We start from the raw sequence: 13,399 nt of genomic DNA on the forward strand, positions 1-13,399 counted from the left end.
CGTCGCGGCCTGGTCGGCGACAGGCGCTGTCGTGGGTGTCTGTGGGGTCCGTAGGGCAGGGATGAGTAGCGGGTGATCCTGTGCACGCGACTCCTCCTGAGAGGGAGAACGGTGGGTGACCGAGGTGTCGTAGACCGTCGTGCTGGCACAGGCGCGCGCCGTCGCGCCGACTTGATCGCCGGTGTGGGGCCCGGGATCACCGGATTGCGGATGTACCGGTCGTGCATGCGATCGAGGGGGAAAGCGGCTCATGTCCGGTACACCACAAGGACGTTAGCCATCTTCGTCCAATACGGAAACCCCTTTGGCACCGTCCAAGTCGGCTTCTTCCACGAGGTGGACAAAGTGTGAGGGAGCGTGAACTCACGCAGGGTTGCGGGTGGTTGGGGTCCGTCGAGCTGTGCCCCTGTCTCGACACGGGTTGCCGCACGGTGACGCGGGCCAGGTCACCTGGCGACTACGCGGGGCCGGCCTACGGGTGCGGGTGATGGACAGGGGGGGTCACGCTTCGTGACGATGCGTGAGTTCGAGGTGCGCGGCGAACGGGGCGGTGGCCACCGGAGATGGCGGAAGGATTGGACGGACTCGTGCCGACGAAAGCCGCGGCCCGCGGGCGGGCGGCGGTTGATAGCTCTGCTTCGCGAACTCCGACGTCTTGTCGGCCGACACACTCATGGTGGTCGGCCCGCCGTAACGTCGGCTGCTCACCACTCTTCGGGAGACGAACGCTGATCGTGGATCAGTCCTCCGCTTCGCGGACGTCCTTACCCTGCTCGGCGAAGGCCTTGAAGTCCTGCATGTGCTGTTGCGACTGTTTGCGGAAGGCGCCGGGCATCAGGAGCCCCACCAGCCGCATCAGCAAGCTGTTGAACCTGTATTCGCTCTCGCTCACCCAGAGCGTCGTCTCCGGACCGGCTTCGGTCAGCCGGTCGCGCACGGCACTCCACATGCCTTCGCCGACGATCTCGCGGTCGAGGTGAACGACGCTCCCTTTCGGGATCCCGCGCAGGTCTGCCGGTTCCCGGCGCGTGATGGTCTCGGTGCACTCGATCTTCTGCTTCCCCATCTGCATCACGACCCGCGATTCGGTACCGACCTGCCCGTGCACCCCACTCAGCGGCTCGTGCAGTACCAGACCTCGCAGCCACTTCGACATGTGTGCCGGGTCGGCGAGCAGCTGCACCACCCTCTCCCGCGGCAGGGCGATCTCGATGGAGACGGTGTACCTCATGGCGAAGTGCTCCAGGTTCCCGACTGAAAAGGCATGCACTTGCAGGCTCGCCTCATACTATTCAGTCACGGCATGTCAACGTTTGCCCCGGCCCGCACGCTAGAAAAGCTCACTCTTCCTTCCTGGTCTTGAGTTCCTGCGAGCGGGCCAGCAATTCCTCGGCGTGATCATCCCAGTCCGGGCCGAAGCTCAGGAGGTCCGATCCGGCTTGTCCGAGAATCTCGGCGTCGTCAGGTCGTTGCAGGCACAGGAGGCGGAAGGCAAGATTGCGTGCCCAGACGGGCAGTGCCATCCAATCCTCGCCCATGGATTCCTGCAGCGACTCATGGATGTCCTCAGGGTCTGCAAAAGTCAGCTTCTCGATAAAGCGCTGGACCTCGACCGGAATCCCCATGGCGCCGCCGTTCACCCCACCCGTCGATACCTGCGACATGAGTTGAGTCAGGTCAGACACGATCAACCTTTCACTATGGGTTCAACCAGTAGGTCGCTACTCGGTACGTACCGTCCGGAGTCTGCGTCACGCGATATCCGATACTGTTCCCATCCACATCTACGGCGCCTTCCAGGGGGCGAACTCCTGGACCGGGTTGCGGCACCTTCCCTCCGCTGTTGACGAGATCGTATACATCTCCCGCGATCGCCTTCTCGACCTGGTCGGCTGAAAGCCCCGTGCTCCGCACATCGTTCTGCACTCCACCAGGACCTGTGTGGGTCCGGTCGTATCCGTGGCCGGTGTTGAACTGCCAGTCGTCATCGCCGACTTTGGCCCACCGCTTGAGGTTCTCGCCCTCACCCTGTGTCTTTCCGTAGGTGACGTCACACCCCGCCAACCCCAGCGGGTCGACCCACGTGTGCGGATTGTGCACGTACGTGACCGGGTTCGGAGCCGGGTCCAAGCCGAGCGGGTCCTGGGAGAGGTAGCGGGCCGTCGTGGGGTCGTAGTGGCGGTGGAAGTTGTAGTGCAGGCCCGTCTCCGGGTCGGCGTACTGGCCGGGAAACCGCAGCGGCGTGTACGCCGTGGCGTCCGCGTTCCACGTCGTCGTGCCCCACAGCGTGCGACGCGTGCGCCAGGCGATGCCGCCGCTCTCGTCGAGGAGCTCCGAGGGCGCACCCACCAGGTCGGTGGCGATCGCGAAGAAGCGTGAGTCGATCTCGGCCTGGGTCGTCTCGTTCGTGATGCGCTCGGTCTGCGTCAGCGGTCGCAGGCCGTCGTGGTCCCAGGTGAGGGTGACGGGATCGGGCAGATTCGGAGCGGTACTGGTCTGCTCGATGAGGATGGAGCCGTCCCAGGTGAAGTCCACCTGCTCCAGCACCTGTTGGCCTTCGCCGCCAACGCTGCCGCTGCCGTCGTCACCGCTCCCGTCGCCGAGCCGCTGCTTGGCGATGCGGCGCCCCAGCGGGTCGTACAGGTACCGCCACCGCGTACCGTCGGGCGTGGTCACCGACGTCAGACGGTCCTCGCCGTCCCACACGTAGCGCCACGTGTCCGGCTTCTTCGACAGCCGCGACTTCTGCCGCAGCACCGCGCGCCCCGCCTCGTCGTACTCGTAGCGGACCGACCCGGCCGTGAGCAGCTTCGTGCCGCTGTAAGCGCGCTCGCCGCGCGCGTCCGAACCCGCGTGCTGCGCGGGCCAGTCGGCCCTGGTCTGGTTCCCGGCCGCGTCGTACGCATACGACTCCGACCAGTCCTCGGCGCGGACCTCGGTGACCCGCCCGGCCGGGTCGAGGTCGAAGTGCTGCGAGCCGTTCAACCGGTCCTCGACGCCCACCAGATGGCTGTCGGCCCGGTAGCGGTACGTCCGCTGCTGCACCGTGCCCGCCGAAGGGCCCGCGATGGTCTGGGACGCCAACCGCCCTGCCGGGTCCCAGAGGTTGGTGAAGGTCAGGGCACCTTCGGATTCGCCGACGCTGCGGCTGATCTCGCGGCCCGACTCGTCGTGGTCGAAGCTGAGCGTGTGGCCGTTCGTCGTGAGCGAGGTGCGGTTGCCGGCCGCGTCGTACGTGTACGTGGTGACGGTGCCGGCGGGGGTGACGCGGCGGGTGCGGCGGCCGAGCGCGTCGTAGTCATGGGTGAGGACGCGGCCGTTGACGACTTCGTCCTTGACGCGTCCGAGCTTGTCCCGGCGGCAGATCAGCTCCGCGTCGGGGCCGGAGGCGGATATGAGACGCCCGGCCGCGTCGTAGGAGAAGTCGGTCGCGTCACCGTCGGCGTTCTTCCTGGTGACGCGGCCCATCGCGTCCCGGGTGAAGCTGATCGTCTGGCCCGCGGGGTTGGTGCGGAAGGCCAGGCGCCCGGCGGCGTCGTGACCGTACTGCACGGTGCGGCCGTCGAAGTCGGTCTCGGATATCAGCCGGCCCGCGGGGTCGTAGGTGTAACTCCAGGTCAGCTCTTGGGGGTTGGCGACCTGTACGAGCCGCAGCTCGGTGTCGTAGGCGAAGGTGTGCCGCACTCCGTCAGGGCCGGTCCGGGCCGTGCGCAGGTCGAAGTGGCCGTACTCGTAACGGGTTTCGCCCCCGACCGCGTCGGTGTGCGTGAGGCAGTTGCCCTCCCCGTCGTACGTCCAGCTCTGCACCTCACCACCGGGGTCGATGCGACGGACGAGACGGCCCTCCGGCGTCCACTCCAGCCGGGTGACCGCGCCGGAGGGATCGGTGACGGTGACGGGACGCCCGAAGGCGTCGCGCACGTACGTGGTGGTCCCGCCGATGGAATCTCCCCGGCCGGAGGCTGGGGAAGGGCCGGTGATCTGCAGCGGCAGCCCGGCCGCGTCGCAACGGACCGCGCTGGTGGCGCCCTTGGGGTCTCCCCGGCCGGAGGCTGGGGAAGGGTCGGTGACGGAGGCGAGATGGCCGCGGGCGTCGTAGCCGTACGTCGTCGTGGAGCCGGCCGGGTCGGTGACGGCGGTGAGCAGCCCGCCCTCATCACGGGCATACCTCCACTCCGCTCCGTCCGCGTCCGTCCTGCGGACGGGACGGCCCCCTTCGTCGTACTCGACGGAGATCTCACCGCCGTCGGGCAGCACGACACGCAGCGGGCGTCCGACCTCGTCGTAGACGTACTCGACGCTGGCACCGAGCGGGTCCGTGACCGTCAGCGGCCGGTGCTCCTCGTCGTACGTCGTGCGGGTGGTCCGGCCGGCACGGTCGGTCTCCGCGACGATCCTCAGCCGGGAGTCGACGGTGAACAAGGACGCGTGGCCGAGGGAGTCGGTGACCCGCGTCGTCGTGCAGCCGGGCTCGGGGCTTTCCAGGCCGTATTCGAAGCGGGCCGCGAGGTGCCCGGCCTCCCCCGCGTGGTGAATGCAGCGGTCCTCGTCGTCGTAGGTGTACGAGAACGAACGGCCGTTGCTGTCGGTCCACTTGGCGATGCGGCCGCGCTCATCCACGTCGTACCGGGTGGCGCGGTCCTCGGAGTCGGCGACGGAGATGAGGAAGCCGCGGTCGTCGTACGCGTAGGAGCGCAGCCGTACCGGGCCTTCCGGCGTGCCCAGCGACAGGGCCGTGATGCGGCCCGCCTCGCACGTGAACCGCAGCTCGTAGCCGCCGGAGTGCGTCATGGAGTGGGGATGTCCCAGCTCCCACTCGACGGAGACCCAGTTGCCCTGTGCGTCGGACATGGATGCCAGCTTGGCGATGCCGTCACCGCCCGGCTCGACGCCCGCGGGCGCCTCGAAGGTGCGCGTCGTGCGGCTGAGGGGATCGACGAGCTCGTACGAGCCGTCCGGGTGCCTCTCCAACGACCACGGCACCCCCTTCTCCGGGGTGACGGGCAGGCCGGGGGCGGGATGCGGGTAGGCGCGCACGCTGCCGTCCGCGGCGACGTGCACGACACCCTCGGCATCGACCTCCAGGCGTTCGTCGATGGTGGAGGCCCAAGCGGGCCCGAAGAAGCCGCCGTTGCGGTACGCGGACTCGAAGGTGCGCGTGAAATCCAGCGGGAACGTGCCCGGCAGGCTGACGTCGGTCTGCGGCAGCACCATCCGGCCCGTGGCCATGTCGACGGGCTCATTGCGCAGAACCTTGCAGTTCAGGTCCCGTGCGAGGTCTTGGATGCGCTCCTTGACCGATCTCCTGGCGCCTTGCTTGGCGCCCTGCTCGATGGCCTCCTTGCCCCCGGTCTTCAGCGCGCCCTTGAGACCACCCTTGACCGCGCCGCCTGCGCCCTTGCCGCCGATCAGGTCGACGGCGACCTTCCCGATGGCCTCTGCGGGGTCGCGCCAGTTCTGGTTCTTGACGATGCCGACGAGGCGTTCCGGGTGGGCGACGGTGGAGGCCAGGCCGGTGGCGACGCCGTTCATGTTCTGCAGGTACTGGCCCGGGTGGGTCATGTTGTACGGGTCCTGCGGGTTGAGCATCCGCACCAGGCCCGCCGTCTCGCCGAGACCCTTCAGGGCCCCGCCGAGGAGGTGCATGCCGTTGAGGGCCATGCCTTCGGACATGGACTTGAAGGCCAGCTTGGCCATGTCCCAGGCGCCGGGCAGCTTCGGGGCCTGCTCCACCAGCCCCTTGACCACGTCCTTCGCTCGGCGCGCGGCATCGTCGCGCTGGCTGCGGGCCTCCGTCACCATGTGCTGGGCCCGCTCCAGCCCTTCCTTGCCCGGGTCCTGGAACGGCCCCGGCTTCGGACCCGGGTCCTGGCCGGACTCGTTCTTGCGGTTCCAGTCGTCGGCCTTTGCGTTGTAGTCGTCGACCGCCTTGTCCGAGGTCGCCTTCGACTTCTTGTACAGGGCGATGGCCTCCTTGGCCTGGCCCTGTGCCCACTGCACGGTGGAGGCGTACTGGACGAACTGCTTCGCGGCGGACTCGCAGGCGTCCGCGGCCTCGATCCAGAACTTCGGCTGCGGCGCGAACTCGGCCCGGAACCCCTCCCCGGCCTCGCCCTCCCAGCCGTGCACGTCCAGGCCCTTCAGCCCGGAGCCGAGCTTGTCGAACGCCTTGAAGAAGTCCCGCAGGTGCTCGGCGCGTTCGGTCAGCTTCTCCACGTCGCCGTGGATGATCTCCTTCGGGTCCTCCGTCTCGCCGAGCTGCCGTTCGGAGACGTCCGCACCGAGCTTGTCCGCCGTCCACTCGCCCGCGTCCCGTACGCCCTCTGCCGCGCCTTCCAGACCCACGCTGTCGAGGCCGTCGGCGGCCTTGTCGCCGACCCACTCGGCTCCGTCACCGACCGCTTCGAACGCGTCCCCCAGACCCACCGGTCAGTTCCCCCCGTTGCCCCTGTCGTTGCCCTGGCCGCCCTGCTGCTGTTCAGGGGGCCCGTCCCACTGCCAGTCCGAGTCGTCCTGCCGGTCCGGTCCGGCCACGTCCTGCCACGGGGAGTTCCCGAAGTCGTCCCCGACCTGCCCCCACTGGTCGCCCATCTGGTTCCAGTCGGGCTGCGAGGTATCGACCTCAGGCATCCGCGGCTTGACGTCGCCCCACACCTCGCCCCAGGACTTCTCCCCGGCCTTGTCGCCCTCCGCGACGCCCTGCTGCGGGTTGTACGAACCGGCAGTGACGACGACCTCCTTGAGGGTGTCGTTCACGTACTGCTCCTGCTCGTGGTACAGCCCCGCCGACAGGCCGAGCTTGTCCGCGATGTCGTTCAGGTGCTGCATCTTCTCGTGGATCGCCATCCCCCACAGGCCGCAGAACTGCCCGAACACCTCGGCCAGTTCGCCGTTGCCCATCTCCATGCCGGACATCATCAGGAACTGGAAACCCTGACCCTGCTGCGCGGTGATCGAGAAGAAGCCCGTCTCCTCCAGCTCCGCCGTCGCGGCCTTCATGCCCTGCTCGACCTGCTTCGCCGCGGCCGGGTCGAACTTGTAGCCACCGCTCATGACGACGCCCTCTCCGACTCCTCGGTCACCGCCACCTCATCGGGCACGATCCCCTTCGCCGGAGGCAACAGGAACGCCCCCTCGCTCCCGACATCGACCGCGATCCCGCACGGGACTCCGACCTCGGCCACCGTCTCGTCCAGCAGCCGGGCCCCGTAGACCCGCCGGAACTCCCACTCGCCGCCCTCACCACGTGCCTGCGCGAATGCCGTCAGCGTGTCCGTGTCCGTGAACGCATAGATCCACCGCAGACCGCCGTGGTCGCCGGCGAGGATCCCGCCGTCCCGGATCGGCACCACCAGCAGCGAACGGCGGAACTCCCCCAGATCGGCGAGCACTTGCTCCCGTGCCGCATCGATGTCCCCGTCGCCCTCGGCGTCCTCGATGTCCTCCGTCAGCATGACAACCCCCCGGTTCGATCAGCCGTTCCGACCGTAGGGGACATGACGCATCCTGCGACAGGTCCCGTCGCGGCCCCCCCGGCTGCGCGTACATCAACTCGCCGTCGAGCAACGGCACCAGCACCAGGCGATGTCTGAACTCCCCCACCGGCGCCGCCACTTCATGCAGCTCAGCCGCCCGGTTCGCGGCCGGTGCCGCCTCCCCCTGCACATCCGTACAACTCCCCGTCCCCCGACGTCCTTACAGTCCTCATCACCGTACACAGCAGGCACGCGAGGTACCCGGTGACGGGGGCAGGATGAGGCAGTGATCACTTCCGGCGGCGGCATGGTCGGGGGTCCCACCGGGGAAACGCATCTCGCCACGTCCCTCCGGGCCGATGGCACGGAGCGGACGTGGCGAGGCAGTACGCGAAGTGGTGGGTCAGAGCCCGCAGGTGGGCGCCGACCAGAAGCGTCCGTCGCCGCCCGCGACGTGCGTGTGGTCGTCGTGGCCCGGGTAGCCGGGACCGAGGATCTCGGTGAAGCCGTGGTTGCGGGCCGCCAGCGCCAGAGCGCAGAAGCCCTGCGAACCGGCACCGAGGTCTGCCGCGTGACCGTACATGTGGCGGCTGTTGGCCGCGCCGCCGACCGCGCTGTTGCAGGCGACGCTTCGGAAGCCGCCGTTGACGGTGATCGGCTTGTCGCCCATGGCGTGGCGCATCGCCTGCAGCTTCCACATGGTGACAAGGGCGTTGGCACGGGCGACGGACGCGCCGACCTTGCCCCCGGACCAGTCGGAGTTGCAGTTGTTCAGCTCGTCGTAGCTGAAGTTGACGGGCGTGCAGTCGTCGTCCTGCAACTCGTAGATCTTGTTGAAGGTCTGGGCGCCCGCGACTCCGTCGGCGGAGAGGCCGTATGCCGACTGGAAGCGCTGCACCGCGGCCTTGGTGGCCGGGCCGAACTGGCCGTCGATGGCAAGCTGATTGCCGGACCCCGGGTATCCGGCGACCCGGATCTGCAGCTGCCGCACGGCCTCTCCGGACGCGCCCTCGCTCAGCGTTCCGCTCCAGCTGTAGCAGGCGTCGGCAGCGCTCGCGTCGGCGGCGGCCGCTTCGGCGGGGGCGGCCGATGCGGAGCTCGCGACGGCGGGAGTGGCCGCGGGGGCGACGAGCATCAAGCCCGCTCCTGTGAGAACCGACAACAGCACTCTGACGGGACGTGAACTCATGACGGACGCTGCCTCTCCCTGGTCGGTGGCACAGGCTGGAAGAGCATGAGAGTGACCCCGTTCACAGAAAGTGTCAAGACACGTCATGACATACGTCATGACGCGTTCCGGCGTCCGTGCTACGGCAGTTGACGCCGACGGGGCGCAGCCACGGACGCTCGTTCTCCTGACCGCCGGCCCCCGCCGGACCGCCGTGGCGACGGTCCCACACACGCCGCACCGCGCCCCGGGCAGGCGGGTTGCCCGGGGCGCGGCGGCTCGGCGGGGACGGGGCCCGGTGGACGGGGACGCGGCTGCTCAGCTGCTGAACGCCGCGTCGAAGGAGGAGGACGGCGGGTCGTAGTCGTAGGCCTTGAGCCTGCGCAGCGCCTCCGGCGCTCCCGCGAGCCGGTCCATGCCCGCGTCCTCCCACTCCACGGAGACGGGACCTTCGTAGCCGATGGAATGCAGCATCCTGAAGACGTCCTCCCACGCCACGTCGCCGTGCCCGGCCGAGACGAAGTCCCAGCCGCGCCGGGGGTCACCCCACGGCAGGTGGGAGCCGAGCCGGCCGTTGCGGCCATCGAGGCGCTTGCGGGCCTCCTTGCAGTCGACGTGGTAGATCCGCTCCCGGTAGTCGTAGAGGAACCCCGTCGGGTCGAGGTCCTGCCAGACGAAGTGGCTGGGGTCGAAGTTGAGCCCGAACGCCGGGCGGTGGCCGATGGCCTCCAGCGCGCGGTGCGTCGTCCAGTAGTCGTAGGCGATCTCGCTGGGGTGGACCTCGTGCGCGAAGCGCACGCCCTCCGCGTCGAAGACGTCCAGGATCGGGTTCCACCGCTCGGCGAAGTCCTCATAGCCCCGGTCGATCATGTGCGGCGGGACCGGCGGGAACATGGCGACCAGATGCCAGATGGAGGAGCCGGTGAAGCCGACGACGGTGCGCACGCCGAACGCCGCCGCGGCGCGCGCGGTGTCCTTCATCTCGGCCGCTGCGCGTTGCCGCACACCTTCGGGGTCGCCGTCGCCCCAGATGCGGGAGGGAAGGATGCCCTTGTGCCGCTCGTCGATCGGGTCGTCGCAGACGGCCTGTCCCACGAGGTGGTTGGAGATCGCCCAGCACTTCAGACCGTACTTCTCCAGCAGGGCATGCCGTCCGTCGACGTAGTCCGGCTCCGCCAGGGCACGGTCGACTTCGAAGTGGTCGCCCCAGCAGGCGAGTTCGAGTCCGTCGTAGCCGAAGTCGCGGGCGAGTGTGCAGACTTCCTCCAGCGGGAGGTCCGCCCACTGGCCGGTGAAGAGGGTGAACTGTCGGGGCATGTGCGCAGCCTCCTGATCCGAGCTGGGCCGATTGATCCGGTCCGGTCTCCCGGCCGGGCTGACGGTCTCGTCAGCCGGCGTCGACGCTGATGTAGGTGCTGTGTTTTGCCGCGCTCTCCTCGACCGCGGCCAGGACACGCTGGACCTGGAGCCCGTCGGCGAAGGACGGCTCGGGGTCCGTGCCGGTGGCGATCGCGTGCAGCAGGTCGCGCGCCTGGTGCACGAAGGTGTGCTCGTAGCCCAGGCCGTGCCCCGGCGGCCACCACGCCTCCAGGTAGGGGTGTTCGCCCTCGGTGACGAGGATGCGCCGGAACCCGGATTCGGACGCGGTGTCGGTCTGGTCGTGGAAGTGGAGTTCGTTGAGGCGTTCCAGGTCGAACTCGACCGATCCGAGGGTCCCGTTGAGCTCGACCCGCAGCGCGTTCTTGCGTCCGGACGCGACGCGGCTGACCTCGAACGACGCCAACGCCCCTGATTCCAGACGCCCGTTGAAGATGGCGGCGTCGTCCACGGTGACGGGCCCGAGAGCGCCGCCCGGTGCCTCGCCGGGCAGCGGACGCTCCGTCACGAAGGTCTCCGTCTGCGCCGAGACCCCGGCGACGGGCGAGCCCGCCAGATGCTGTGCAATGTCGATGGCGTGCGCGCCGAGGTCCCCCAGCGCACCGGATCCGGCGGCCTCCTTGCGCAGCCGCCACGCCAGCGGGAAGGCAGGATCGACGAGCCAGTCCTGCAGATAGCTCACGCGCACGTGCCGCAGCTCGCCCAGGCGTCCCTCCGCGACCATGTGCCGCGCGAAGGCGAGTGCGGGCGTGCGGCGGTAGTTGAAGCCGACCATCGTCAACTGGCCCCGCTCGCGGGCCGCTCGCGCCGCCGCGGCCATCTCCTCGGCCTCGGCGACGGAGTTGGCGAGAGGCTTCTCGCACAGGACGTGCTTTCCGGCCTCCAGCGCGGCGACAGCGATCTCGGCATGGCTCTCACCGGGTGTGCAGATGTCGACGAGCTGGATGTCGCTGCGGGCTATCAGCTTCCGCCAGTCGGTCTCCGCCGCCGCCCAGCCGAGCTTCCCGGCCGCCGCCCGCACGGCGTCCGGGTCCCGTCCGCACACGGCGGTCATCGCGGGCGTGAGCGGCAGGTCGAAGACCCTGCCGACGGTGCGCCACCCCTGGGAGTGCGCGGCTCCCATGAAGGCGTAACCGACCATGCCCACGCCGAGCGGTGGCGCCGATCCGCCCTGATCGGGGCGTACGGGCGCGGGTGCGGGCGCTGTGTCGTCGGACATGGGGCTCCTCCCTGTCGGGGGTACAAGTGGGGGGTGGGGCACGGCCTTGGCGTGGTGCGTGGCGTGGTGCGCCGGTAACGGGGCCAGGGCCGGGCCTACTTGAAGCCCGTCGGCAGGTATTCGTCGACGTTCAACCTCGTGACGACGGCCGAGTAGAGCGTGATGGACGCCGGGATCTCGAACTCGGCGAGACCACCGACCCCCTTGCTCTGGCCCAGCGCGCGGGCGAGGTCGATGGCCGAGGCGGCCATCGTCGGCGGGTAGAGGACCGTGGCCTTGATGACGCTGTTGTCGGCCTTGATGGCCTCCATGACGCGCTTCGACCCGGCACCGCCGACCATGAGGAAGTCGTCGCGGCCCGCCTGCTTGATGGCCCGCTCGGCGCCCACGCCCTGATCGTCGTCGTGGTTCCACAGCGCGTCGAACTTCGGCTCGGCACGCAGCAGTTGGGCCATCTTCGACTGGCCCGACTCGACGGTGAACTCGGCGGCCTGACGGGCGACCTTCTTGATGTTCGGGTAGTTCTTCAGGGCGTCGTCGAAGCCCTCCGTACGCTCCCGGGTCAGCTCCAGGTTGTCGATGCCCGCGAGTTCGACGACCTTCGCGTTCTTCTTGTCCTTGAGCTTCTCCCCGATGTACCGGCCGGCGTTGAGCCCCATGCCGTAGTTGTCGCCGCCGATCCAGCAGCGGTAGGCCTGCTGCGAGGCGAACACCCGGTCGAGGTTGACGACGGGGATGCCCGCACGCATCGCCTTCAGGCCGACCTGCGTCAGCGCCTTGCCGTCGGCGGGGAGGATCACGAGGACGTCGACCTTCTTGTTGATCAGCGTCTCGATCTGGCCGACCTGCTGGGCGTTGTCGTTCGACCCCTCCGTCGCCTCGAGGGTGACGTCCTTGTACTTCTTCGCCCGCTCCTTGGCCTGCTCGTTGATGGCGTTGAGCCAGCCGTGGTCCGCCTGCGGCCCTGCGAAGCCGATGGTGACTCTCTTGCCGGGCTTGTCGTCGGCGACGTTCGCCTGCCCTGCCTCGGCGTCCTTCCCGTCGTTGCTCTCGTTGCTGGTGCAGCCGGAGAGGAAGGCGGCACCGGCGGCGGCGCCGAAGAGGACGTTCCTGCGGGAGGCGCCGAACGCACTCAGCGAAGACGCGTCTGTACGGGGCGAGTTGGGGTTGGGGTTCTGTGGATTCGGGTTCTCGGGTGATTCGGTCATGACGTCTTCCGACCCTTCTGGACCAGGACTGCGGCGACGATGATCGCTCCCTTGGCGATCTGCTGGACGTCCGTCTGGAGGTTGTTGAGAGCGAACAGGTTGGTGATCGTGGTGAAGACGAGCACTCCGAGCACGGAGCCGGTGATGGTCCCCCGGCCTCCGCTGAGCAGGGTGCCGCCGATGATCGCGGCGGCGATGGCGTCGAGTTCGTAGAGGTTGCCGTTGGTGTTCTGACCCGAGCCGGTGAGAACGATCAGCATGAACGCGGCGATGCCGCAGCACAGGCCGGAGAGCAGGTACAGCAGCAGCCGCTGCCTGCGCACCGCGATGCCCGCCAGCCGCGAGGCCTCGGCGTTGCCGCCGACCGCGACGGTTCGTCGCCCGAAGGTGGTGCGCCCCAGGACGAGCCAGCCCAGCACCGCGACGGCCGCGAAGACCAGCACGAGAGGCGGGATGCCGAGCACGTAGCTGTCGGAGACGCCGAGGTCGAGCACGGAATTCACCGTCACCACCTGCGTCTTGCCGTCGCTGATGAGCAGCGCCAGCCCGCGTGCCGAGGCGAGCATGGCCAGGGTCGCGATGAAGGGCACCATCGGCCCGTAGGCAATGAGCACCCCGTTCACCAGCCCGCAGCCCAGCCCCACCGAGAGCGCGCACAGCAGCATGCCGCCGAGCCCGAACTCCTGCGTGGCGACGGTCGTCGCCCACACGGAGGCGAGCGCCACGATCGCTCCCACGGACAGGTCGATGCCGCCACCGATGATCACGAACGTGACGCCTACGGTGACGACCCCGATGACCGAGGACTGGGTCAGGATCAGCTGGAGGTTGTCGGAGGTCAGGAACTGCTCCGGCTTGGTGAACGCGCCGACGACGACCAGCGCGACGAGCACCCCGACGAGAGAGAGGTGCCGCACGCCGCGACGTGGGGCGCTGATGCCGCGCCGGGACG

Annotated in this window: 10 protein-coding genes; all 10 read right to left on the reverse strand. The window is 68.9% G+C overall.

Annotated elements, in window-relative coordinates:
* Nucleotides 1-739 precede the first annotated feature (739 nt).
* Nucleotides 740-1,231: an SRPBCC family protein gene (locus tag G4Z16_RS04225; protein WP_197349248.1), complete on the reverse strand. Its 492-nt coding sequence runs from the start codon at nt 1,229-1,231 to the stop codon at nt 740-742.
* Nucleotides 1,232-1,340: 109 nt separating this feature from the next.
* On the reverse strand, nt 1,341-1,685 hold the full coding sequence (locus G4Z16_RS32300) for a hypothetical protein (protein WP_246530672.1): 345 nt from the start codon (nt 1,683-1,685) through the stop codon (nt 1,341-1,343).
* 13 nt (nt 1,686-1,698) lie between these two features.
* Nucleotides 1,699-6,426, reverse strand: a complete 4,728-nt coding sequence (locus G4Z16_RS04235) for a putative T7SS-secreted protein (RefSeq protein ID WP_197349249.1) — start codon at nt 6,424-6,426, stop codon at nt 1,699-1,701.
* Between the two features lie 3 nt (nt 6,427-6,429).
* A complete protein-coding gene (locus G4Z16_RS04240; RefSeq protein WP_197349250.1) occupies nt 6,430-7,053 on the reverse strand; it encodes a hypothetical protein in 624 nt (207 codons plus the stop codon).
* On the reverse strand, nt 7,050-7,454 hold the full coding sequence (locus tag G4Z16_RS04245) for a hypothetical protein (protein ID WP_246530673.1): 405 nt from the start codon (nt 7,452-7,454) through the stop codon (nt 7,050-7,052). The genes G4Z16_RS04240 and G4Z16_RS04245 overlap by 4 nt, the downstream gene beginning before the upstream one ends.
* A gap of 424 nt (nt 7,455-7,878) precedes the next feature.
* Nucleotides 7,879-8,664 carry a M15 family metallopeptidase gene (locus G4Z16_RS04250; protein WP_197349251.1) on the reverse strand — a complete coding sequence of 262 codons (786 nt, stop codon included), beginning with the start codon at nt 8,662-8,664 and terminating at the stop codon, nt 7,879-7,881.
* A 297-nt stretch (nt 8,665-8,961) separates the two neighbouring features.
* Nucleotides 8,962-9,960 (reverse strand): sugar phosphate isomerase/epimerase family protein, encoded by a 999-nt coding sequence (locus G4Z16_RS04255; RefSeq protein ID WP_197349252.1) that lies wholly within the window; start codon nt 9,958-9,960, stop codon nt 8,962-8,964.
* 70 nt (nt 9,961-10,030) lie between these two features.
* Nucleotides 10,031-11,239, reverse strand: coding sequence for a Gfo/Idh/MocA family protein (locus G4Z16_RS04260; protein WP_197349253.1), 1,209 nt, complete (start codon nt 11,237-11,239; stop codon nt 10,031-10,033).
* A gap of 95 nt (nt 11,240-11,334) precedes the next feature.
* A complete protein-coding gene (locus G4Z16_RS04265; protein ID WP_197349254.1) occupies nt 11,335-12,447 on the reverse strand; it encodes a substrate-binding domain-containing protein in 1,113 nt (370 codons plus the stop codon).
* Complete coding sequence (locus G4Z16_RS04270; RefSeq protein ID WP_246531209.1) at nt 12,444-13,385, reverse strand: ABC transporter permease; 942 nt, start codon at nt 13,383-13,385, stop codon at nt 12,444-12,446. The genes G4Z16_RS04265 and G4Z16_RS04270 overlap by 4 nt, the downstream gene beginning before the upstream one ends.
* Between the last annotated feature and the right edge of the window lie 14 nt (nt 13,386-13,399).

It is taken from the genome of Streptomyces bathyalis (assembly GCF_015910445.1).
Lineage (GTDB): Bacteria > Actinomycetota > Actinomycetes > Streptomycetales > Streptomycetaceae > Streptomyces > Streptomyces bathyalis.